The organism is Enterobacter sp. WI-ESBL-E8 (assembly GCF_053364895.1).
The window spans coordinates 1,952,880-1,975,458 of record NZ_JBRWXJ010000001.1 but is presented as its reverse complement, the minus strand read 5'-3'; the positions used below and the strand labels follow the sequence as shown (position 1 = coordinate 1,975,458).

The window sequence follows — 22,579 nt, the reverse complement described above, 5'->3', positions numbered from 1 at the left end:
AGGATGAAAACAATGAATCACTACACGCGCTGGCTTGAGCTAAAAGAAGACAATCCCGGTAAGTACGCGCGCGACATCGCCGGCTTAATGAACATCAGCGAAGCAGAGCTGGCCTTTGCCCGCGTGGGTCACGACGCCTGGCGACTGTGCGGCGACATCCGCGAGATCCTGAGCGCGCTGGAAGCGGTGGGCGAAACCAAATGTATCTGCCGCAACGAATACGCCGTGCACGAGCAGGTAGGGAGCTTCACCAACCAGCACCTGAACGGCCACGCCGGGCTGGTGCTGAACCCGCGCGCGCTGGATCTGCGCCTGTTCCTCAACCAGTGGGCAAGCGCGTTTCACATCAGTGAAGCCACCGCCCGCGGCGAGCGGCAGAGCATTCAGTTCTTCGACCACCAGGGCGATGCCCTGCTGAAGGTCTACGCCACGGATAATACCGACGTTTCCGCCTGGGGCGACGTGCTGACCCGCTTTATCTTTGCCGATAATCCACCGCTGGCGCTGAAGGTGGCCGATGTCCCGGCTCACGCAGAAAACGCGCAGGCCGCGATCGTGGACGCAGAGTGGCGCGCCATGACCGACGTCCACCAGTTCTTCGGCCTGCTGAAGCGCCACAATCTCAGCCGCCAGCAGGCGTTTCGCCTGGTGGGTGACGATCTGGCCTGCCGGGTCGATAACGCCGCACTGGAGCAGCTGCTGGAAGCGGCCCGCCGGGACGGAAACGAAATCATGGTCTTCGTCGGCAACCGCGGCTGCGTGCAGATCTTCACCGGCGCGGTGGAAAAGCTGGTGCCGATGAAAGGCTGGCTGAATATCTTTAACCCAACCTTTACCCTGCATCTGCTTGAAGGATCCATTGCGGAAACGTGGGTTACGCGCAAGCCGACGGCTGACGGGCACGTCACCAGCCTGGAGCTGTTTGCCGCCGACGGGACGCAAATCGCCCAGCTGTACGGCCAGCGTACCGAAGGCGAGCCGGAGCAGAGCCAGTGGCGCAGCCAGATTGACGCCTTAACGGCGAAAGGGCTGGCCGCATGAAGCGGTGGCTTGCCCTGCTCAGCGCCCTGCCCCTGCTGGCGTTTGCAGCGCCGCAGGAGAAAATCGTCACGCTCGGCGGCGACGTCACCGAGATTGTCTACGCCCTCGGCGCGGCGTCTTCGCTGGTGGCGCGCGACAGTACCAGCCAGTGGCCGCCGGCGGCGAACGCGCTGCCGGACGTAGGGTATCTGCGCCAGCTCAATGCGGAAGGGATCTTATCCATGCGCCCCACGCTGGTGCTGGCCAGCGCCCAGGCGCAGCCGTCTCTGGCGCTAAAGCAGGTTGAGCAAAGCCACGTCAGGGTGATCGCCATTCCCGCCGGAAACGACCTGAGCGTCATTGACGAAAAGGTGCGGATCGTCGCTGAAGCGACGCACCGCGAGGCCGAGGGGGAAGTTCTGCGCAACACGCTGCGTCAGGCGCTGTCGGCGCTTCCCGCGTCGCCGCTCAACAAGCGAGTGCTGTTTATTCTCAACCACGGCGGGATGACCGCCATGGCAGCTGGACAGCAGACCGGCGCGGATGCGGCCATCCGTGCGGCGGGCCTGCAGAACGCGATGCAGGGGTTCACCCGCTATCAGCCGCTGTCGCAGGAGGGCACGATCGCCAGCCGGCCTGACCTTGTGGTGATTTCGCAGGACGGAATCAACGCCCTGGGCGGTGAAGCGAATCTGTGGAAGCTGCCCGGCCTGGCGCAAACCCCGGCAGGACGGAACAGGCAGGTGCTGGCGATTGACGATATGGCGCTGCTGGGCTTTAGCGTGCGAACGCCACAGGCCATCCAGCAGCTGCGCAGCAAAGCGGAGCAGCTGCCCTGATGTCACGGCGGATTGCCTTATCGTTATGGATGCTGACCGCGATCCTGACCGTCATGACGCTCGCCGCGACCGGGGTTGGGGCATTACGCCTGCCGGCCAGCCTGCTGTGGGACGACAGCGACGAGGCGCTGCGTCAGATCTGGCTGACGATCCGCCTGCCTCGCGTGCTGCTGGCGCTGGCGATCGGCGGTTCACTGGCGCTGGCGGGCTGCGTGATGCAGGGGCTGTTCCGCAACCCGCTGGCTGACCCGGGCCTGCTGGGCATCAGCAGCGGCGCGGCACTTGCCGTCGCGCTGTGGGTGGTGCTTCCGCTCTCGCTGCCTGCGCTGGTGATGCTGTATGCCCCAATGCTGGCGGCGTTTCTCGGCGCGCTGGCCGCCACCCTCGTGATTTTCCTGCTCAGCCGGCAGCGTGACGCATCCCTGTCGCGCCTGCTGCTGGTCGGCATTGCCATCAACGCCCTGTGCGGCGCGGCCGTCGGCGTGCTGTCATGGCTCAGCAACGATGCCCAGCTTCGCCAGCTTTCGCTCTGGGGAATGGGCAGCCTCGGCCAGGCGCAGTGGTCAACGCTGCTGGCCGTCGCGTCGCTGATGGTGCCTGCCGCACTGGTTATCTGGCGTCTGGCAGGCGCCCTCAATTTGCTGCAGCTGGGCGAAGAAGAGGCGCACTACCTCGGCGTGGACGTCGCTACCGTGCAGCGGATCCTTTTACTGTGCAGCGCCCTGCTGGTGGCCGCCGCCGTGGCGGTCAGCGGCGTTATCGGCTTTGTCGGCCTGGTGGTGCCGCACCTGGTGCGCATGTGGCTGGGGGCTGACCACCGCGCCGCGATCCCCGGCTCGGTGCTGGCCGGCGCGTTGCTCCTGCTGGTTGCCGATACGCTGGCGCGCAGCCTGGTTGCCCCGGCGGAAATGCCGGTTGGCTTATTGACCAGCCTTCTCGGCGCGCCGGGTTTCCTGTGGCTTATCTTTCGTCGCGGAGGTGCGCATGGCTGAACGCTATGGTGCAGAAAACCTTGTTTTTCGCGCCGGGCAGCGGACGCTGATTAACGACGTGTCGCTGACCTTGTCTCAGGGCGAGCTGGTAGCGTTGATTGGCCCCAACGGCGCCGGGAAATCAACGCTATTGCGGCTGCTTACCGGCTATCTTAAACCGGCAGCGGGACGGTGCAGCCTGGCGGGCACGCCGCTTGCGGCCTGGCAGCCGGATGCGCTCTCCCGCTACCGGGCAGTGATGCGCCAGAACACGCAGCTCGGATTCGACTGGCCGGTTGAGGCGGTCGTCGGTATGGGTCGCGCGCCCTGGACCCGCACGCCTGAAGCGTCAATTATTGAGGAGGTCATGGCCGTTACCGGCTGTTTACCGCTGGCGGGCAGGCGGTTTGCGGCGCTTTCCGGCGGCGAGCAGCAGCGCATCCAGCTCGCCCGCGCGCTGGCTCAGCTCTGGTGCGACGGCGCGCCGCGCGGCTGGCTGTTCCTTGATGAACCCACCTCCGCGCTGGATCTCTACCACCAGCAGCATCTGCTGCGCCTGCTGAAATCCCTGACCCGTCGGGGACATCTGCACGTGTGCGCGGTGCTGCACGACCTTAATCTGGCGGCGCTGTGGGCGGATCGCATCCTGCTGCTGCACGGCGGGAAAATCGTGTCGCAGGGGGAACCGGACACCGTTTTACAGGCCGATACGCTGGCGCGCTGGTACGGGGCGCAGGTTTACGTCGGCAGACATCCGGCTCACGCCGCGCCGCAGGTGTTTCTCACCCCCTGACCGGGCTGGTAAAAATCCTTCAGCGTTTCCAGCAGGACATGGGCCGCTTTAGAGAGCTGCGTGTGCCCCGGGTGGATCACTCCGATACACTTTTCAATGGGCGGGCTGTCCAGCGGAATACAAACCGCCCCCAGCGACGCCATCTGGGTCTCGCACAGCGCCGGCACGGCGCTGCCGCCCAGCCCGCTTGCGACCATTCGCCCAACCGTCACCAGCTGATGGCTCTCCAGCGCGACGTCCAGCCTTCTGCCGCTTCGCGCCAGCTCCTCTTCCATCATCAGACGCACCGCCGAGGGGCGCTGCAGGGTAATAAAATCCAGCGTCAGCAGCTCTTCCCATGCCAGGCGCTTCTTGCCCGCAAGCGGGGAATCTTTTGGCACAACGGCAACAAACCTGTCGAGGCCCAGCGGGGTAAACAGCAGGTTGTGCGTTGGCGCAGGCTCAAACGCGATGCCCATCTCCACGCGCCCCTCCCGCACCATCTCGATGACCTGCTCGTTAATGACGTCATGCACGGTGACGTTGATCCCGGCGTGACGGTCGCGAAACGCTTTTAGCACCTCGGGTAAGACATTCGCGGCAAACGACGGCATGGCCGCAACCGAGATTTTGCCGCGCTGCAGGGTAAAGCACTGGTGCATCGCCTCTTCGACATTATCCCAGTCGGCAAGCAGCTGCCGCGCCATCGGCAAAAAGGTCTCGCCCTCCTGCGTCAGAGCGACCTTGCGCGTGCTGCGCTGCAGCAGCGGTCCGCCGAGAGCATCCTCCAGCGCTTTTATCGTCAGGCTGAGTGCCGGCTGAGAGAGATTCAGCCGTTCGCTCGCGTGCGCGAAGTTCAGAGTGTGAGCTACCGCTAAAAACGCGCGTAACTGTTTGACACTCATTCTCATTTTTCATCCCGTTAACTAATTGAAAAAATTTAGTTAACAGGAAATTAATAAAAAAACCAAATGAGTGGGTCACAAATTCAAAATTAACAAATGAGTCGCCACCCCTAATGATACCGGCACGGCTAACGGGAGGGGTAACTATGGCAGGACTGGATAAGCGCGTCGGCAGCTATACGCAGGCGCTGGATGGGCTGACGGACGGGATGACCTTGCTGGCGGGCGGCTTCGGCCTGTGCGGTATTCCTGAGAACCTGATTGCCGAGGTCAGACGCCGTCAGGTGCAGGGTCTGACGGTGGTCTCTAACAACTGCGGCGTGGATGGCTTCGGCCTCGGGATCCTGCTTGAGACCCGACAGGTCCGTAAGGTGGTGGCCTCTTACGTCGGCGAGAACGCGCTGTTCGAGCAGCAGGTGCTGAGCGGCGAGCTGGAGGTTGAACTCACGCCTCAGGGGACGCTGGCCGAAAAGGTGCGCGCGGGCGGCGCCGGGATCCCCGCCTTTTACACCGCAACCGGCTACGGCACGCCCGTGGCCGCGGGCAAAGAGGTGCGCCAGTTTGCGGGTAAACATTACGTCCTCGAAGAGGCCATTACGGGTGATTTTGCGCTCATCAAAGGCTGGAAGGCGGACTGGTACGGCAACGTTATCTATCGACATACCGCGCAAAACTTTAACCCGCTGATGGCAACGGCGGGCCGGATAACGGTTGTGGAAGTAGAAGAGATTGTTCCGCCGGGGGAGCTGCCCCCGTCGGCCATTCATACCCCGGGAATTTACGTCGACAGGCTGATCGTCGGCCAGTTTGAAAAACGCATTGAGCAGCGCACGCTGCGCGCGGAAGGAGTGTGACGATGTTAACCCGTGAACAGATGGCCATGCGCGTCGCCCGGGAGCTACGCGACGGTTACTACGTCAACCTGGGGATCGGCATCCCTACCCTGGTGGCGAATTATATTCCGCCAGGGATGGACGTGATGCTCCAGTCGGAAAACGGTCTGCTGGGGATGGGCGCGTTTCCCGATGAGCAGAGCCTCGACGCTGACATGATTAATGCCGGTAAACAGACCGTGACCGCCCGGACAGGCGCTGCCATTTTCGACTCGGCCCAGTCGTTTGCCATGATCCGCGGCGGCCATGTTGACCTGACCGTGCTCGGCGCCTTTGAAGTAGACGTCGAGGGCAGCATCGCGTCGTGGATGATCCCCGGAAAAATGGTGAAAGGGATGGGTGGCGCGATGGATCTCGTCGCCGGGGCGCAGAACATCATCGTGGTGATGACCCACGCCTCAAAAAGCGGTGAGTCAAAGCTGCTCCCGCGCTGCACGCTGCCGCTCACGGGCGTGGGCTGCATCCGCCGGGTGTTAACCGACCTGGCGCTGCTTGAGATCGAGGACGGCGCGTTCATCCTGCGAGAATACGCCCCCGGCGTCAGCATCGACGACATCGTGGCAAAAACGGCCGGGAAAATCATTGTGGCGGACGACGTTCGCGAAATGCGCTTCAGCTGAGGGCTCTGCATGAAACAGGTCATGATTGTCGGGGCAACGCGTACCCCTGTCGGCAGTTTTCGCGGATCGCTCGCGCCTCTCTCTGCGGCTGAGCTGGGTGCCGCAGCGGTCCGTCGCCTGCTTGAGAACAGCGGTCTTAGCGCTGAGAAGATTGACGAGGTGATTTTCGGTCAGGTGCTGACGGCGGGATGCGGGCAAAACCCGGCGCGCCAGACGGCTATCGCCGCCGGATTACCCGTCACCACGCCGGCGACAACGGTCAATCTGGTGTGCGGCGCGGGCTTAAAAGCGGTGCAGCTCGCCGCGCAGGCGATCCGCTGCGGTGACGCCGACGTGGTTATCGCAGGCGGTCAGGAGAGCATGAGCAACGCCCCCTATCTGCTGGACGGGGCGCGAGCAGGATTACGTTTTGGGCATACGGGCCTGCAGGACAGCATGATTACGGACGGTCTGTGGGACGCGTTCAACGATTACCACATGGGCATCACCGCTGAAAACGTTGCCCGACAGTACGGTATTTCTCGCGAGCAGCAGGACGCCTTCGCCGCCCGATCGCAGCAAAAAGCGGCGTCCGCCATTGAGTCCGGTCGGTTTGACACCGAGATAGCGCCGGTGACGGTGAAGCAGGGCAAAAAGCCGCCGCAGGTTGTCAGCTGTGATGAACAGCCCCGGCCAGGGACCACCGCCGGGCAGCTTGCGCAGCTGCGCCCCGCTTTTTTGCACGAGGAAGGCACGGTCACAGCAGGCAACGCCTCGACGCTCAACGACGGTGCCGCTGCGGTGCTGCTGATGAGCGAGGAACGCGCCCGGGAGAGCGGGCTGCCGATCCTCGGACGCATCGTGAGTTATGCCGTGACGGGCGTTGACCCGTCGGTGATGGGCATCGGTCCGGTCAGCGCCTGCCGGACGGCGCTGGCGCGGGCGGGCTGGGCGCTGGATGACGTGGACCTTATTGAAGCCAATGAAGCCTTTGCCGCACAGGCGCTGGCGGTGGGCCAGCAGCTCGGCTGGGATGAGCGCAAGGTGAATGTCAACGGCGGGGCAATCGCTCTCGGTCATCCGATTGGCGCATCCGGCTGCCGCATCCTCGTGACGCTGCTGCACGAAATGCAGCGCCGTGACGTCAAAAAAGGGCTCGTCACCCTGTGCGTAGGCGGCGGGCAAGGCATCGCCCTGACCGTCGAGCGTTAAACATCTCGTTAGTACCCGAATATAACAAGAGTAAGGAGTCGTAATGAGTGTGTTAATTGCCCTGGGGGCGCTGGCTCTGCTGATGCTGGCGGCCTATCGCGGATATAGCGTGATTTTGTTTGCGCCGATTGCGGCGCTCGGCGCCGTGCTGCTGACCGACCCGGGCGCCGTCGGCCCGACGTTCACCGGCCTGTTTATGGAAAAAATGGTGGGCTTCGTCAAGCTCTACTTCCCGGTATTCCTGCTGGGCGCAGTGTTTGGCAAGCTGATTGAACTCTCCGGTTTCTCACGGTCCATCGTCGCCGCGGCGATTCAGATCCTCGGCCGTCGCCACGCGATCCCGGTGATTGTCCTCGTGTGCGCGCTGTTAACCTACGGCGGCGTGTCGCTGTTTGTGGTGGCGTTTGCGGTGTATCCGTTTGCCGCCGAGCTATTCCGTCAGAGCGGCATCCCTAAACGGCTGATCCCGGCCACCGTGGCGCTCGGAGCATTCTCGTTTACCATGGACGCCCTGCCCGGCACGCCGCAGATCCAGAACATTATCCCCACCAGCTTCTTCGGCACTAACGCCTGGGCCGCGCCGTGGCTGGGGCTCATCGGCTCGCTGTTTATTATCTGTTTTGGCCTGCTGTGGCTCGAGCGCCAGCGTCGTAAGGCGCTCAATAACAACGAGGGTTACGGCACGGATCTGAAAAATGAACCGGAAACGCCGGACAACATTAACCTCCCTCACCCGCTGATTGCCATCTCCCCTCTGCTGCTGGTGGGGATCCTCAACCTGCTGTTTACCCGCTGGATCCCCGGCTGGTACGGCACAAGCCACGAGCTTACCCTGCCCGGACTGGCGAAGCCGATTGTGACCGAGGTGAGCAAGATCACCGCCATCTGGGCGGTGGAAGCGGCGCTGATCTCCGGTATCGTGCTGGTGCTGATTTTTGGCTTTCGCAATATCCGCGGACGCCTGGCAGAAGGCAGCCGCACGGCGGTCAGCGGTGCCATTCTGGCCGCAATGAACACCGCTTCGGAATACGGTTTTGGCGCGGTTATCGCCGCCTTGCCCGGTTTTCTGGTGTTATCCAAAGCGCTGGCGGCAATCCCGAATCCGCTGCTTAATGAGGCCATCAGCGTGACCGTTCTGGCGGGGATCACCGGCTCGGCGTCCGGCGGGATGAGCATTGCCCTGGCGGCCATGGCCGACACGTTTGTCGCTGCCGCCCACGCAGCCAATATCCCTCTTGAGGTGCTGCACCGCGTGGCCTCCATGGCAAGCGGGGGGATGGATACCCTTCCCCATAACGGCGCGGTGATTACCCTGCTGGCGATCACCGGCCTGAGCCATCGTCAGGCCTACGGCGGCATTTTCGCTATCACAATCATTAAAAGTCTGGCAGTGCTTTTTGTCATTGCCGTGTTCTATCTGACCGGCATTGTGTAAGGAGAAAAAAATGAATCTGAACGGTAAAACCGCACTGGTAACCGGCTCAACGAGCGGTATTGGCCTGGGGATCGCCCGCGTGCTGGCGAAAGCCGGGGCACAGGTGATCCTTAACGGTTTCGGCGACAGCGAATCGGCGCGCGCTGAGATTGCGCAACTGGGCAAAAAGCCGGGCTATCACGATGCGGATCTGCGCGATGTCCTGCAGATTGAAGCCCTGATGCGCTACGCCGATACGCAGTTCGGCGGCGTGGACATCCTGGTCAACAACGCGGGCATACAGCACGTGGCCCCGGTTGATGCATTTCCGGTAGAGAAGTGGAACGACATTATCGCCATTAACCTTTCAGCGGTATTTCACACCAGCCGGCTGGCGCTGCATGCCATGCGGGAGAAAAACTGGGGCCGCATCATTAATATCGCCTCGGTTCACGGGCTGGTGGCCTCAAAAGAGAAGTCAGCTTACGTGGCCGCCAAGCATGGCGTGGTGGGCTTTACCAAGTCGCTGGCGCTGGAAACCGCCCGCACCGGTATTACCGCAAATGCGCTCTGCCCCGGCTGGGTACTGACGCCGCTGGTGCAACAGCAAATCGACAAACGCATTGCGGATGGCGTCGCGCCGGATCTGGCGCGCGACCAGCTTCTGGGGGAGAAACAGCCTTCCGGGGAATTTGTCACCCCGGAACAGCTGGGCGAACTGACGCTGTTTTTGTGCAGCAACAGCGCCGTGAACGTACGCGGCGCCGCGTGGAATATGGACGGCGGCTGGGTTGCGCAGTGATTTGTCGGCCGGGTAAGCGAAGCCGTCGCCCGGCAAACAGGGTTAGCTCGAGCAACTGACCTCCAGCCGCTTGCCCCAGTCAGGCGGGCGGCTGACGTAGTCATCATCCCGGTCGGCAAACGGCGTGCGTAACGCCACGTGCAGGCGGTGCAATTCGTCGTATTCGCCCTGCTCTGCCTGCTCAATCGCCCGCTGCGCCAGCCAGTTGCGCAATACCATCGCCGGGTTAGTGGCGTTCATCTGCGTCTGGCGGGTAGCGTCATCCACCTGCTCCTGCTGCAGCCGCGCGCGGTACTGAGCAAACCAGTCGTCAAACGCCTGCCTGTCAATAAACTCGTCGCGCAGCGGCGAGGCCGCGCTGTGCTGCTCCGTCTGGCCCAGCATTCGGAAGGTTCGGGTGTAATCGCTGCCCTCACTCGCCATCAGAGCAAACAGGCCGTTGAGGATATCGTTATCGCCCCTCTCATGCGTCACCAGCCCGAGCTTGTTACGCATCAGCGTGCCATATTCCCGCAGCAAAATGTCCTGATAGCTGTCGAGGGCATCGTTCAGGGCATCCACGTCGATAGACAGCGACAGGGTTTGCGCAAGTCGCTGCAGGTTCCACAGGCCGACCGCTGGCTGGTTGTCAAAGCTGTAACGCCCCTGGTAGTCGGAGTGGTTGCAGATGTACCCAGGCTGATAATCATCGAGGAAGCCAAACGGACCGTAGTCAAAGGTCAGCCCGAGGATCGACATATTGTCCGTATTCATGACGCCATGGGCAAAGCCTACCGTTTGCCAGCGGGCAATCAGGGTGGCGGTACGGGCCACTACGTCCCTGAACCAGAGAACGTATTTATCCGCCTCGTCTTGCAAATGTGCCCAGTGGTGACGAATGGCAAAGTCCGCAAGCTGGCGAACCTTGTCCGGCTCGCGGCGATAGTAAAAGTGCTCGAAATGACCGAAGCGCAAATGGCTTTGCGCAATGCGCATCAGCATTGCCCCTTTTTCCATCGTTTCACGCGCAACCGGCGTATCGCTGGTAACAATCGACAGCGCGCGGGTGGTGGGAATACCCAGCGCATGCATCGCTTCAGATCCCAGGCATTCGCGAATGGTTGAACGCAGTACCGCACGCCCGTCACCCATTCGCGAATAGGGGGTAAGACCTGCGCCTTTCAGGTGCCAGTCAACCGTCTCCCCGTTGGAAAGCTGCTGTTCGCCGAGCAGGATCCCCCTGCCGTCGCCCAGTTGCCCCGCCCAGACGCCAAACTGATGTCCGCTATAGACCTGCGCCAGAGGTTGCATACCGGCGAGCAGCGTTTCGCCTCCCCAGACGCCTGCGCCCGCTGAAGGCTGAAACAGCTCAGGCGGAATAGCCAGCTCATCTGCCAGCCGGTCGTTATGCCAGATAAGGCGTGAATTTTGTAACGGTGTTGGTTTGAGTGCGGTGTAAAAGCCAGGCAACTCGTCATGCCAGTGAGCAGTAAAAGACAGGGTCATAAGTCCTCCTGCTTTTAGTGTAGAGGGTTTACCCGGACTTAAACACGGGCGAAAGCAAGGGTTATCGCTGCTGAACCAGCGTAGTGACGTGTTCGGCAGAGACGGCAGGCCAGAGCGCCCCCTGCATTGCGCCAAAATTGAAGGACAGGACGCGCTGCAACAGGCTGTGGTCGTCAATGCCGGAGACGATCACCGACTGGCAGTGCGGCGTGATTTGCCAGAGGATGGCGCGCATAAATGGCTCAAAAGAGAGCTCCGGGGCACGCTGCTGAATGAAACCTTTATCGAGAATGACCCGTTTAAATAATCCGTCATAGACCGCTTTGAGCGATGCAGCGCCTGCGCCAAAGTTTGCCAGAACCAACGGGAAATGGATCGCCATTCTCGCCAGCTGCAGATCGTCCTTTCCGTTATTTAAACCTGGATAGTTCTCATTAACAGTAAACTCAAGAAACGGATAACGCTCAAGGATTGAAACAGCGTTCCCATTACTTAATAAAAACTCAACAATTACGGGTGTAATATTGATCCATGCAATTAACTGATGCTGAATAAAAAACAGTTTGCAGGTATCAAGCAATTGCAGTTTTTCGTTAAACAGTTCTAACTCTTCGGCTGCTGAAAGCCTTGGGATAACGAGCTCAGTGGGGATCCTCACATCGCTGCCGACGCCAGTAAAGTTAACCAGAATTTCTAAACCTTTAAGCTCACCTGCACTATTACGGGCAGGCAGAAGCAGCAGTTCAGACTGGTAAGCATTATCTAGCGTAATAATCATTGCACTCGCCCCGCATTAAAAATGAGAGAGGACATCCTGGAGCAATTGCCGACACAATTCCACTGTCTTGATTTTAATAAGATTAATTTCATTAGTTCCGTATTAATTTTCAGATTTATCCCTGAATCTAAAATAGATCTTATCCTGGTTACAGAATAATAGCCAGTTTTAGATAAAACAGTCACATGTGGACTTCGCTAATTTAGGTAAATTTAACTTTAATCATCTTATTTGAGAAAACGGCATGATTTATTAGTTACCATGCCGTCATAAGAGATGTGTCCGACGCAGACTATATACGTCGTGCCTGCCAGAAATTTTTACGCCAGTAAACATTATCAAGAGAAGAGCGCATCACGCCGCGGCTGGTTGAGGCATGAATAAACTGATTATCTGTATCATATATCCCCACATGAAGACCGCTTTCACCCGATCCGGTTTTAAAGAAAACCAGGTCCCCTGGCAGAAGTTCGTCTTTATCAATTTCAGTGCCGATTTCAGCCTGCTTGCGCGTTTCGCGCGGAAGCTGTAAATCAAACTTGTCGCGAAATGTCATCAGAACAAAGCCGGAGCAATCCACACCACCCCGGCTCATGCCGCCGTAGCGATAGGGCGTACCGCGCCAGTTGCTCAGCTGATCGTTCAGGCTGGCGATGACGGTGATCGAATCTGAAAGCCGTGGGTTAGGCGGCGGGGCACGATGGCTGCTGCATCCCGCAAGAAAGAGTGCTGCCATCAGGAGAAACCAGAATCGCATTTCAGACGAATCCTCTGCTTTTTTTGTTCTTTTCGTAATTTAGCGTGCAATCGCGCTCACAGGCAAGAAACGGTTACTCTTGGCCGGTAGAAATCAGCATCTTATGTCCCTCTATATCCAGCCTGCGGAACGACATATTGTACGCGCGGGCAAGATTGGGCGGCGTAAGAACCCGATCCCGCGTGCCGCTGGCGATCATCTTTCCACGCGAAAGTAGCCACACCCGGTGAGCATGACGCAAGGTATGATTGAGGTCATGACTGCTCATCACCACCGCGATGCCTTTTCGGCTCAGGGCGCTTAACAGCGTATCCAGCGCCGCCTGCTGCGCCACGTCCAGGCCGCTCATGGGTTCATCGAGAAGCAGCAGCCGCCCGTGAGGGTTACCGGCCGGGTGGATCTGAACGATGACTGCCGCCAGACGCACCCGCTGCCACTCTCCCCCGGAAAGCTGGCTGACATGCCGGGACAGTTTATCTTCCAGCCCCAGGGCCGCAGCCACGTCCGTCAGCAGTGCCGTATGTTGTTTGTCGTGCAAATGCAGCATCAGATAGTGCCAGACAGGCATGGCAAAGGGAGGCACCTGCTGCTGCACGAGGTAACTGCGCCGATGCGCCAGCGAGACCGGCGACCAGTCAGCAAGCGTATGCTCCAGCAACGTTATCTTCCCTGCTCCGCCGGTCAGGCCTGCCATCCGAGCAAGCAGCGTGCTTTTCCCTGCGCCGTTCGGCCCGACAAGATGCAGGATTTCTCCCGCATTGAGGGTACCGGTTATCGGCTCCAGACGTCCCTTCTCGGCAACGTCCGTGAGCTGCATCAGCAACGACATTATTTCGCCAGCGCCAGCTTGATAGATTCCATGACGATCGGATCTTCAGGCGTCATATCCGGGGAAAAACGCTGTACGACCTGGCCATCACGACCAATCAGGAATTTTTCGAAGTTCCACAGAATATCGTCCGGATAGAGCGGCGCGCGGCCTTTGCTTGCCATGCGTTCATAAAAACCGCTTCCTTCCGGCGCAACGGCTTTCGGTGCGGCAGCGATGAGCTTCGCATACAGCGGGTGGCGATCGTCACCGTTGACATCAATTTTGCTGAACAGCGGGAACGTGACGCCGTAGGTGGTGCTACAGAACGTTTTGATCTCCTCTTCGCTGCCCGGCTCCTGGCCCAGGAACTGGTTGCACGGGAAACCCAGCACGGTGAAACCGTCTTTCTCCCAGGCCTTCTGAATGTTTTCCAGCTGCTCGTACTGCGGCGTCAGGCCACATTTGGATGCCACGTTGACGATGAGCAGCACGTTGCCTTTGTAGCCTTCAAGCGTGGTGTTATCGCCATCAATGGTGGTCACTTTCGTATTCAGGATATCTGACTGCATAGTATTTCCTCAGATTGTCGATTTAACGTCCAGCTTTTAATAGTAGCCAGATAAAGACCGGCGCGCCCAGCGTGGCGGTCACTACGCCAATGGGCAGCTCGGCGGCTGTCAGGGCAAGCCGGGCGATGATATCGGCCACCAGCAGCGTGACGGCACCGGCAACAGCCGAGGCCGGAAGTAAGGTTCGATGGTCCGTGAGGCCACACAGACGCAGCATGTGCGGAATAACCAGCCCGATAAAGCCAATCGCCCCCGCCAGAGCGACGCTGACGCCGACCAGCCAGCCAATGGCGATGACCAGCACATTACGCCAGAACCCTATCGGCATGCCGAGCTGGCGGGCAGAGGTTTCACCCAACGCGAGCATATTCAGCGGCTGCGCCTGCAGGGTAGCCCACGCGATAACCGGCACCAGCAGCGCCATTAGCCAGCCCTGGTGCCAGTCAACGCCGCCAAAGCCGCCCATCATCCAGTACATGAGCTGGCGCAAGTCAAAGGAGGTCGAGAAGTAGACCGCCCAGGTCATCAGCGCGCTGCAGATAATCCCAAGCGCCACGCCCGCAAGGAGCAGACGGCTGGTGGATAAGTGCCGTCTGGCGAAGCGAAGAAGGATCGCGGTTATCAGCAATGCGCCAAGAATTGCGCTCAGGCTAATTCCCCATCCGGAGAGTTCTCCCCCACCCAGCATCACCGCCGCAATTAGCCCCACGCCTGCGCCATTCGACACGCCGAGTAGCCCGGGCTCCGCCAGCGGGTTATCAAACAACGCCTGCATAATGGTGCCGCACAGCGCCAGCGCGGCGCCTACCAGAATCACCGCGACGGTGCGCGGCAGACGAATTTGCCACACGAAGAGCTGCCCGTCAGGCCCCCACCAGCTTTCTGGCCCTATCCATCTGTCGCCGGCGCAGAGGCTCACACCCGCGGCGACAATGAGCAACAGCACCAGCAAAAGCAGGCGACGTCGATCGGAACGGTGCTGGTGATGGGCATAATCAAGCATGTGTATGGTTATTAGTAGCGTGAGATGTAATTGATTTTACGGCGGGTTTGCCAGAGAGCGCAAAGAAAAAAGGCCGCGTGGGCGGCCTTTTTGGTTAGTTCATATTACTCTGCTTTGGGCGTTGCGTTTTCGACACGGCTTTTTAACTTCTGGCCGGGTCTGAAGGTCACCACGCGGCGGGCTGTAATGGGAATATCTTCCCCCGTCTTCGGGTTACGGCCCGGACGTTGGTTTTTGTCTCGCAAATCAAAATTACCAAAACCGGAGAGTTTTACCTGCTCACCATTTTCCAGAGCACGACGGATCTCTTCGAAAAACAGCTCTACCAGCTCTTTGGCATCCCGTTTGCTAAGCCCAAGCTTATCAAACAGATATTCTGACATTTCAGCTTTTGTAAGCGCCATAGGTTCAATCCCTCAATGATGCCTGGAATCGCTCTTTTAATGCCTCTACACATTTGGCGACGGTAGCGGCAATCTCCTCTTCTTCGAGTGTACGGCTGGTATCCTGAAGGATAAGGCTAATAGCGAGGCTCTTGAAACCTTCTGCTACGCCCTTGCCGCGGTACACGTCAAATAAGTTTACGCCAACTACCTGATTTACGCCAACTTTCTTACATTCGGCCAAAATATCTGCTGCGGGCACATTTTCCGCGACCACAACTGCGATATCACGGCGGTTTGCCGGGAAGCGGGAGACGTCCTGAGCCTGAGGAATCACGCGGTCTGCCACCAGATTCCATTCCAGCTCGAACACGATGGTACGGCCGTTCAGGTCTAGTTTACGCTCCAGCTCAGGGTGAACAACCCCAATGAAACCAACGCGTTTGCCGTCTAAATAGATGGCCGCGCTCTGGCCCGGATGCAGGGCCGGGATGGCTTCCGCGCGGAATTCAATTTCAGATAATTTACCGGTCAGATCCAGAATCGCTTCCAGATCGCCCTTCATATCGTAGAAATCAACCGTGCCTTTTGCCAGGTCCCAGTGCTCTTCGTAGCGGTTACCGCTGATGGCGCCAGCCAGCATGAGATCCTGACGGATGCCTAAATTTGCCTGATTATCCGGCACAAAGCGCAAACCGCTTTCGAAAATTCGCACGCGGTTTTGCTGGCGATTCTGGTTATAAACGATAGTGCCCAGCAGGCCCGTCCACAGGGACAGACGCATTGCAGACATTTCGCTGGAGATTGGGCTTGGCAGGATCAGCGCTTCCTCGCCCGGGTGGATCAGCTGCTGCAGTTTTGGATCAACAAAGCTGTAGGTGATCACTTCCTGGTAGCCTTTGTCGTTCAGCATGGTTTTCACACGCTTCAGGGACAGGTCGGCTTCACGGTGGGAACCCATCACCAGACCGGCCTGGACAGGCTCGTCAGGGATGTTGTTGTAGCCGTATACGCGGGCCACTTCTTCCACCAGATCTTCTTCGATTTCCATGTCGAAACGCCAGGATGGCGCAACGGCTTTCCACTCGTCCTGGCCTTCGGTCACGTCGCAGCCCAGACGCTTCAGGATATCGGTCACCTGCGCATCGGCAACGTGGTGGCCAATCAGACGATCCAGCTTGCTGCGACGCAGGGTGATGGTCGCGCGCTTCGGCAGAGTCTCTTCACTGGTGACGTCAATAACCGGGCCCGCTTCGCCGCCGCAGATGTCGATCAGCAGACGGGTGGCACGCTCCATCGCTTTATACTGCAGAGCCGGGTCAACGCCGCGCTCGTAGCGGTGAGAGGCATCGGTGTGCAGGCCGTGACGACGTGCGCGACCGGTGATGGAAAGCGGGCTGAAGAACGCACATTCCAGCAGCACGTTTTGCGTCTCATCGTTCACGCCTGAGTGTTCACCGCCGAAGATACCGCCCATTGCCAGCGCTTTGCTGTGGTCGGCAATCACCAGCGTGTCAGCGTTCAGTTTCGCTTCGCTGCCGTCCAGCAGAACCAGGGTTTCGCCCTCTTTCGCCATACGCACCACAATACCGCCTTCGATACGATCTTTGTCGAACGCGTGCATTGGCTGGCCCAGCTCCAGCAGGACGTAGTTAGTCACGTCAACTACCGCATCGATAGAACGGATACCGCAACGACGCAGCTTCTCTTTCATCCACAGCGGGGTTGGCGCTTTAACGTTGATCCCTTTCACCACGCGACCAAGGTAGCGAGGACATGCATCCGCAGCGTCAACCTGAATAGGCAGTACGTCGCTGATGGTCGCTTCAACCGGCGCGATCTCCGGCGCGTTCAGCTCGGTCTGGTTCAGCACGGCAACGTCGCGCGCTACGCCGATGATACCTAAGCAGTCAGCGCGGTTTGGCGTGACGCTGATTTCGATGGTGTTGTCATCAAGCTTCAGATATTCGCGGATATCGGTACCGATTGGCGCATCCAGCGGCAGCTCAATGATGCCGTTGTGATCGTCGGAAATACCCAGCTCGGAGAACGAGCACAGCATGCCTTCAGACGGCTCGCCGCGAAGCTTAGCGGCTTTAATTTTGAAATCGCCCGGCAGCACCGCTCCCACGGTCGCCACGGCCACTTTCAGGCCCTGGCGGCAGTTTGGCGCACCGCAGACGATATCCAGCAGACGGTCACCGCCTACGTTCACTTTTGTCACGCGCAGTTTGTCAGCGTTAGGGTGCTGGCCGCACTCTACCACTTCGCCGACGACCACGCCGGTGAAGGCACCCGAAACCGGCTCAACGCCGTCCACTTCCAGACCCGCCATGGTGATCTGGTTAGAAAGCGCGTCGCTGTCCAGCGTGGTGTTCACCCATTCGCGTAACCACAGTTCACTGAATTTCATTGTTCTGTCCTGCCCTTATTTAAACTGTTTGAGGAAACGCAGATCGTTTTCGAAGAATGCACGTAAGTCGGTCACGCCGTAGCGCAGCATGGTCAGACGTTCCATGCCCATACCGAACGCAAAGCCGGAGTACACTTCCGGATCGATACCCACGTTGCGCAGCACGTTTGGATGCACCATCCCGCAGCCCAGCACTTCCAGCCATTTGCCGTTCTTACCCATCACGTCAACTTCCGCGGACGGTTCAGTGAACGGGAAGTAGGACGGACGGAAACGAACCTGCAGATCTTCCTCAAAGAAGTTGTTCAGGAAATCATGCAGCGTGCCCTTCAGATTGGTGAAGCTGATGTTTTTATCAACGATCAGACCTTCCATCTGGTGGAACATTGGGGTGTGGGTCTGATCGTAGTCGTTACGATAGACGCGGCCCGGCGCGATAATGCGGATTGGCGGTTCCTGATCCTTCATGGTGCGGATCTGAACGCCTGAAGTCTGGGTACGCAGCAGACGCGTAGCGTCGAACCAGAAAGTGTCGTGGTCAGCGCGTGCCGGATGATGGCCAGGAATGTTCAGGGCATCGAAGTTGTGGTAATCATCTTCGATTTCCGGGCCAGTCGCCACGGTAAAGCCGAGCTCACCGAAGAAACTTTCGATGCGGTCAATCGTACGGGTGACCGGATGCAGACCGCCGTTTTCAATACGACGGCCCGGCAGAGAAACATCAATCGTCTCTGCGGCCAGACGCGCATTCAGCACCGCGCTTTCCAGCTCGGCTTTACGCGCGTTCAGCGCCTGCTGAACCTGCTCTTTGGCCTCGTTAATCACCGCACCCGCTGCCGGGCGTTCCTCTGGCGGCAGTTCACGCAGGGTTGTCATTTGAAGGGTCAGATGCCCTTTTTTACCAAGATATTCGACGCGGACATTGTCTAACGCGGCAACATCTGAGGCCTGATTAATGGCGGCTGTTGCACTGGCAACCAGCTCTGCGAGATGTGACATGATTTTCCTCATTATGTCGGTGCAGACACCGATTTGGTGGAGTTATTCTCTCAAATTCAGGCACAAAAAAAGCCTCCATCGGGAGGCTTATCTGGCGCTGTTTTTCGTTTCATCTTTCACGCGCTAGCCTCCTGAATTCAGGTGCTAAAGTAAAAGAAGAAGCGGAAAATAGCAGCATTCATGCTTGCGTTACCTTGTAGGGTAAAAACCGTTAAGACCTTATTGAAAAGCCTGGACGGGTAAAAGTCAATGTTCTGATGATGTTAAAACAAAAGAGGGAGCAAAGCTCCCTCTCTCAACTGGCTTATGCCAGTGCTGCTTTCGCTTTTTCGACCAGAGCGGTGAACGCTACTTTGTCGAATACTGCGATGTCAGCCAGGATCTTACGGTCGATTTCAACAGAGGCTTTTTTCAGGCCGTTGATGAATTTGCTGTAAGAAATACCGTTCTGACGTGCTGCTGCGTTGATACGCGCAATCCACAGTTGACGGAACTGACGCTTACGCTGACGACGGTCACGGTAAGCGTACTGACCTGCTTTGATAACAGCCTGGAAGGCAACGCGGTAAACGCGTGAACGCGCACCGTAGTAGCCTTTAGCTTGTTTCAAAATTTTCTTGTGACGTGCACGTGCAATTACACCACGTTTTACGCGAGCCATATGTGCTCTCCTGTATCTATATTCTTAGTAAAAAAATTAAACGTTAACGGCTTATGCGTACGGCAGGCACGCGATAACCAGACCCAGATCGCCTTTAGAAACAAGGCCTTTTGGACGCAGGTGACGTTTACGCTTAGTAGATTTTTTGGTCAGAATATGACGCAGGTTTGCGTGCTTACGCTTAAATCCACCACCACCGGTTTTTTTGAAGCGCTTAGCAGCACCGCGTACGGTCTTAATTTTTGGCATCTTAATAACTTCCACTTCGCATTGTTAAATAAACGAAACATAGGCGAACAAAACCTATGAAACCCGAAGGCTCCACAGATTTTGCTGCTTGAAGGCCTTACTGTTTCTTCTTAGGAGCGAGCACCATGATCATCTGGCGGCCTTCGATCTTCGTAGGGAAGGATTCGACTACTGCCAGTTCACTCAGATCGTCACGGACGCGGTTAAGCACTTCCATACCGATCTGTTGGTGGGCCATCTCACGACCGCGGAAACGCAGTGTGATCTTGGCCTTATCGCCATCTTCCAGAAAGCGAATCAGGCTGCGGAGTTTTACCTGATAATCGCCATCGTCGGTACCAGGACGGAATTTAATTTCCTTAACCTGGATAACTTTTTGCTTCTTCTTCTGTTCCTTAGAAGACTTACTCTTTTCATAAAGGAACTTGCCGTAGTCCATGATACGACAAACTGGCGGTTCGGCGTTAGGGCTGATTTCAACTAAATCTACTCCAGCTTCTTCAGCTTTTTCGATCGCTTCTCTCAGACTCACAATCCCCAGTGGTTCACCTTCAAGATCTGTTAAGCGAACTTCCTGGGCGCGAATCTCGCCATTGATACGATTCGGACGTGCCGTTTGAACTCGTTTTCCGCCTTTAATACCTTATTCCTCCAGTTGTTGAAGACTGCGGCTGCGAATCTCTTGTTGCAGCTTCTCAATCACTTCACTTACGTCCAGGCTGCCCAGGTCTTTACCACGGCGGGTGCGAACGGCAACTTTGCCTGCTTCCACCTCTTTATCACCACAGACCAACATATATGGGACACGACGTAAAGTGTGCTCGCGGATTTTAAAGCCAATCTTCTCATTTCTCAAGTCTGCTTTTACGCGAATGCCCGCATTTTGTAGTTTCTGCGTCAATTCTTTAACGTAATCTGCCTGAGAATCGGTAATGTTCATCACCACGACCTGCACTGGCGCAAGCCAGGTTGGGAAGAAGCCTGCAAACTCTTCGGTCAGGATGCCGATGAAGCGCTCCAGAGAACCGAGAATTGCGCGGTGAATCATTACCGGCACCTGACGCTCGTTGTCTTCGCCAACATAAGAGGCGCTAAGACGCTGAGGCAGGGAGAAGTCCAGCTGTACAGTACCGCACTGCCATGCGCGATCGAGGCAGTCATACAGGGTAAATTCAATTTTCGGACCGTAGAATGCGCCCTCACCCAGCTGATATTCGAACGGAATACCGTTCTCTTCCAGCGCGACGGCGAGATCCGCTTCTGCACGATCCCAGGTCTCATCGCTACCGATACGTTTTTCCGGACGCGTTGAGAGTTTGACCACGATCTTCTCGAAGCCAAAGGTGCTGTACATATCGTAGACCATACGAATACAGGCGTTAACTTCATCACGTACCTGATCTTCCGTACAGAAGATATGCGCATCATCCTGAGTAAAGCCACGAACGCGCATCAGACCGTGTAAGGCACCTGATGGCTCGTTACGGTGGCAGCTACCAAACTCCGCCATACGCAGCGGCAGGTCGCGGTAGGATTTCAGACCCTGGTTGAAGATCTGAACGTGACCCGGGCAGTTCATTGGCTTAATGCAGTATTCACGGTTCTCAGAAGAGGTGGTGAACATCGCATCTTTGTAGTTGTCCCAGTGGCCGGTTTTTTCCCACAGCACACGGTCCATCATGAACGGACCTTTCACTTCCTGATACTGGTACTCTTTCAGCTTGGAGCGTACGAAGGTTTCCAGTTCACGGAAGATGGTCCAGCCATCGTTATGCCAGAACACCATACCCGGCGCTTCTTCCTGCATGTGGTACAGGTCAAGCTGCTTACCGATTTTACGGTGGTCACGCTTCGCGGCCTCTTCCAGGCGCAGCAGGTACGCGTTCAGGGCTTTTTTATCGGCCCACGCGGTACCATAAATACGCTGCAACATCTTGTTGTTGCTGTCGCCACGCCAGTAGGCGCCCGCGATCTTCATCAGCTTAAAGTGATGACAGAAGCGCATGTTCGGCACGTGCGGTCCACGGCACATGTCGACGTATTCTTCGTGATGGTACAAGCCAGGCTTGTCATCATGGGAAATATTTTCGTCAAGAATAGAGACCTTATAGCTCTCGCCGCGCTTCACGAAGGTTTCACGCGCTTCGTGCCAGCTGACTTTCTTCTTGATGACGTCATAGTTCGTTTCGGCGAGCTCGTGCATACGTTTTTCGAGCGCGTCGATATCTTCCTGAGTCAGGGTGTGGTCAAGGTCAACGTCGTAGTAGAAACCGTTGTCAATAACCGGACCGATCGCCATTTTGGTGTTTGGCCACAGCTGTTTGATGGCATGGCCTAGCAGATGCGCGCAGGAGTGACGAATGATCTCCAGACCTTCTTCGTCTTTCGCGGTGATGATTGCAAGCGTCGCATCATTTTCGATGAGATCGGAAGCATCCACCAGCTCACCGTTAACACGGCCGGCGATAGTCGCCTTCGCAAGACCAGGACCGATGTCCAGGGCAACATCCATTGGGCTAACAGCGTGGTCAAAATGGCGTTGGCTGCCATCAGGAAGAGTAATTACAGGCATTTTATATCCTTATTTGCAGTGATGCCCCACACATAAGAGCATATACAAAGAAAATAATCGTGATTTGACAATAGATTACGACACCATCTGACCAACAATCGTCAAATTGGTTCGTCATCATTCACCTGCTGAAATCAGACAACGTCGGATTTACAGTAAGCCTTGCAATGTTAACACTAACAAAAGGGAGATTGCACCCTCTGCCGGCAGATTGATGCGCTGGCACTTTCGCATGAATTTGCAGGTTGCATATTCCCGGTGCTCGCATTCCAGAAATGCTGGGCTACTCTTGAACAGGTCTTTAAACCCAAAGGTGCATACCATGAACGTATCAAGTAGAACGGTTGTGATATTGAACATCCTTTCAGCCACAGGTTTATTGTTGATTCTCGCCGAACGATTCCACTGGTTCTGAGCCTGACCCTACGCTGGCATAACCCAATCGATCCTGAGAAGGGGCATATTTCGTCCC

Annotated in this window: 25 protein-coding genes and 1 other annotated feature; of the genes, 10 read left to right on the top strand and 15 right to left on the bottom strand. The window is 57.5% G+C overall.

Going from position 1 to position 22,579, the window contains the following annotated elements; all coding sequences use genetic code 11:
* Positions 1–12 precede the first annotated feature (12 nt).
* The 4 genes from chuS to ACWHWP_RS09410 are packed head-to-tail and all read left to right on the top strand — an operon-like array spanning position 13 to position 3,623.
* Entirely contained in the window at positions 13–1,041 is a 1,029-nt protein-coding gene (gene chuS, locus ACWHWP_RS09425; protein ID WP_447855450.1) for a hematinate-forming heme oxygenase ChuS, read from the top strand.
* Positions 1,038–1,859, top strand: coding sequence for a heme/hemin ABC transporter substrate-binding protein (locus tag ACWHWP_RS09420; protein WP_059312293.1), 822 nt, complete (start codon positions 1,038–1,040; stop codon positions 1,857–1,859). The genes chuS and ACWHWP_RS09420 overlap by 4 nt, the downstream gene beginning before the upstream one ends.
* Positions 1,859–2,851: a FecCD family ABC transporter permease gene (locus ACWHWP_RS09415; RefSeq protein WP_447855448.1), complete on the top strand. Its 993-nt coding sequence runs from the start codon at positions 1,859–1,861 to the stop codon at positions 2,849–2,851. The genes ACWHWP_RS09420 and ACWHWP_RS09415 overlap by 1 nt, the downstream gene beginning before the upstream one ends.
* Positions 2,844–3,623 carry a heme ABC transporter ATP-binding protein gene (locus ACWHWP_RS09410; protein WP_063955997.1) on the top strand — a complete coding sequence of 260 codons (780 nt, stop codon included), beginning with the start codon at positions 2,844–2,846 and terminating at the stop codon, positions 3,621–3,623. The genes ACWHWP_RS09415 and ACWHWP_RS09410 overlap by 8 nt, the downstream gene beginning before the upstream one ends.
* On the opposite strand, the gene ACWHWP_RS09405 is transcribed toward ACWHWP_RS09410, so the two are convergent.
* Positions 3,590–4,513 carry a LysR family transcriptional regulator gene (locus tag ACWHWP_RS09405; protein ID WP_063955995.1) on the bottom strand — a complete coding sequence of 308 codons (924 nt, stop codon included), beginning with the start codon at positions 4,511–4,513 and terminating at the stop codon, positions 3,590–3,592. The genes ACWHWP_RS09410 and ACWHWP_RS09405 overlap by 34 nt on opposite strands.
* Positions 4,514–4,653: 140 nt before the next feature.
* Here ACWHWP_RS09405 and ACWHWP_RS09400 point away from each other — a divergent pair, with 140 nt between their 5' ends.
* The 5 genes from ACWHWP_RS09400 to ACWHWP_RS09380 are packed head-to-tail and all read left to right on the top strand — an operon-like array spanning position 4,654 to position 9,427.
* Positions 4,654–5,361, top strand: coding sequence for a CoA transferase subunit A (locus ACWHWP_RS09400; protein ID WP_447855447.1), 708 nt, complete (start codon positions 4,654–4,656; stop codon positions 5,359–5,361).
* Positions 5,362–5,363: 2 nt separating this feature from the next.
* Complete coding sequence (locus ACWHWP_RS09395; RefSeq protein WP_059312288.1) at positions 5,364–6,020, top strand: CoA transferase subunit B; 657 nt, start codon at positions 5,364–5,366, stop codon at positions 6,018–6,020.
* A 9-nt stretch (positions 6,021–6,029) separates the two neighbouring features.
* Positions 6,030–7,211 (top strand): acetyl-CoA C-acetyltransferase, encoded by a 1,182-nt coding sequence (locus tag ACWHWP_RS09390; RefSeq protein WP_447855446.1) that lies wholly within the window; start codon positions 6,030–6,032, stop codon positions 7,209–7,211.
* Between the two features lie 43 nt (positions 7,212–7,254).
* Positions 7,255–8,646, top strand: a complete 1,392-nt coding sequence (locus tag ACWHWP_RS09385; protein ID WP_063955991.1) for a GntP family permease — start codon at positions 7,255–7,257, stop codon at positions 8,644–8,646.
* Positions 8,647–8,656: 10 nt separating this feature from the next.
* Positions 8,657–9,427 carry a 3-hydroxybutyrate dehydrogenase gene (locus tag ACWHWP_RS09380; RefSeq protein WP_447855445.1) on the top strand — a complete coding sequence of 257 codons (771 nt, stop codon included), beginning with the start codon at positions 8,657–8,659 and terminating at the stop codon, positions 9,425–9,427.
* Between the two features lie 42 nt (positions 9,428–9,469).
* Here ACWHWP_RS09380 and selO read toward each other — a convergent pair whose 3' ends face one another.
* The 14 genes from selO to thrS form a co-directional block, all read right to left on the bottom strand.
* Entirely contained in the window at positions 9,470–10,912 is a 1,443-nt protein-coding gene (gene selO / locus ACWHWP_RS09375; protein WP_447855444.1) for a protein adenylyltransferase SelO, read from the bottom strand.
* Positions 10,913–10,973: 61 nt separating this feature from the next.
* Positions 10,974–11,690 carry an EAL domain-containing protein gene (locus ACWHWP_RS09370; RefSeq protein ID WP_447855443.1) on the bottom strand — a complete coding sequence of 239 codons (717 nt, stop codon included), beginning with the start codon at positions 11,688–11,690 and terminating at the stop codon, positions 10,974–10,976.
* A gap of 292 nt (positions 11,691–11,982) precedes the next feature.
* Entirely contained in the window at positions 11,983–12,447 is a 465-nt protein-coding gene (locus tag ACWHWP_RS09365) for an NlpC/P60 family protein (protein WP_028017229.1), read from the bottom strand.
* A gap of 73 nt (positions 12,448–12,520) precedes the next feature.
* Complete coding sequence (gene btuD / locus ACWHWP_RS09360) at positions 12,521–13,276, bottom strand: vitamin B12 ABC transporter ATP-binding protein BtuD (RefSeq protein ID WP_063955983.1); 756 nt, start codon at positions 13,274–13,276, stop codon at positions 12,521–12,523.
* Positions 13,276–13,827 carry a glutathione peroxidase gene (locus tag ACWHWP_RS09355; RefSeq protein ID WP_047348863.1) on the bottom strand — a complete coding sequence of 184 codons (552 nt, stop codon included), beginning with the start codon at positions 13,825–13,827 and terminating at the stop codon, positions 13,276–13,278. The genes btuD and ACWHWP_RS09355 overlap by 1 nt, the downstream gene beginning before the upstream one ends.
* A gap of 22 nt (positions 13,828–13,849) precedes the next feature.
* Entirely contained in the window at positions 13,850–14,830 is a 981-nt protein-coding gene (gene btuC, locus ACWHWP_RS09350; RefSeq protein WP_063429769.1) for a vitamin B12 ABC transporter permease BtuC, read from the bottom strand.
* 104 nt (positions 14,831–14,934) lie between these two features.
* A complete protein-coding gene (gene ihfA, locus ACWHWP_RS09345) occupies positions 14,935–15,234 on the bottom strand; it encodes an integration host factor subunit alpha (protein WP_003857805.1) in 300 nt (99 codons plus the stop codon).
* 4 nt (positions 15,235–15,238) lie between these two features.
* Complete coding sequence (gene pheT, locus ACWHWP_RS09340; protein WP_059312281.1) at positions 15,239–17,626, bottom strand: phenylalanine--tRNA ligase subunit beta; 2,388 nt, start codon at positions 17,624–17,626, stop codon at positions 15,239–15,241.
* Between the two features lie 15 nt (positions 17,627–17,641).
* Positions 17,642–18,625: a phenylalanine--tRNA ligase subunit alpha gene (pheS, locus tag ACWHWP_RS09335; protein ID WP_010426091.1), complete on the bottom strand. Its 984-nt coding sequence runs from the start codon at positions 18,623–18,625 to the stop codon at positions 17,642–17,644.
* A gap of 62 nt (positions 18,626–18,687) precedes the next feature.
* Positions 18,688–18,812 (bottom strand) — a sequence feature (Phe leader region).
* Positions 18,763–18,807, bottom strand: coding sequence for a pheST operon leader peptide PheM (gene pheM, locus ACWHWP_RS09330; RefSeq protein WP_001386830.1), 45 nt, complete (start codon positions 18,805–18,807; stop codon positions 18,763–18,765). It overlaps the preceding feature by 45 nt.
* Before the next feature lie 117 nt (positions 18,813–18,929).
* Entirely contained in the window at positions 18,930–19,286 is a 357-nt protein-coding gene (rplT, locus tag ACWHWP_RS09325) for a 50S ribosomal protein L20 (RefSeq protein ID WP_000124850.1), read from the bottom strand.
* Between the two features lie 51 nt (positions 19,287–19,337).
* Positions 19,338–19,535 carry a 50S ribosomal protein L35 gene (gene rpmI, locus ACWHWP_RS09320; RefSeq protein ID WP_003030583.1) on the bottom strand — a complete coding sequence of 66 codons (198 nt, stop codon included), beginning with the start codon at positions 19,533–19,535 and terminating at the stop codon, positions 19,338–19,340.
* 97 nt (positions 19,536–19,632) lie between these two features.
* Complete coding sequence (infC, locus tag ACWHWP_RS09315) at positions 19,633–20,175, bottom strand: translation initiation factor IF-3 (RefSeq protein WP_014069901.1); 543 nt, start codon at positions 20,173–20,175, stop codon at positions 19,633–19,635.
* A gap of 3 nt (positions 20,176–20,178) precedes the next feature.
* Positions 20,179–22,107: a threonine--tRNA ligase gene (thrS, locus tag ACWHWP_RS09310; RefSeq protein ID WP_025757343.1), complete on the bottom strand. Its 1,929-nt coding sequence runs from the start codon at positions 22,105–22,107 to the stop codon at positions 20,179–20,181.
* Between the two features lie 214 nt (positions 22,108–22,321).
* On the opposite strand from thrS, the gene yncL reads away from it, so the two are divergent.
* A complete protein-coding gene (gene yncL / locus ACWHWP_RS09305) occupies positions 22,322–22,522 on the top strand; it encodes a stress response membrane protein YncL (RefSeq protein ID WP_080471855.1) in 201 nt (66 codons plus the stop codon).
* The last annotated feature ends 57 nt before the right edge of the window (positions 22,523–22,579 follow it).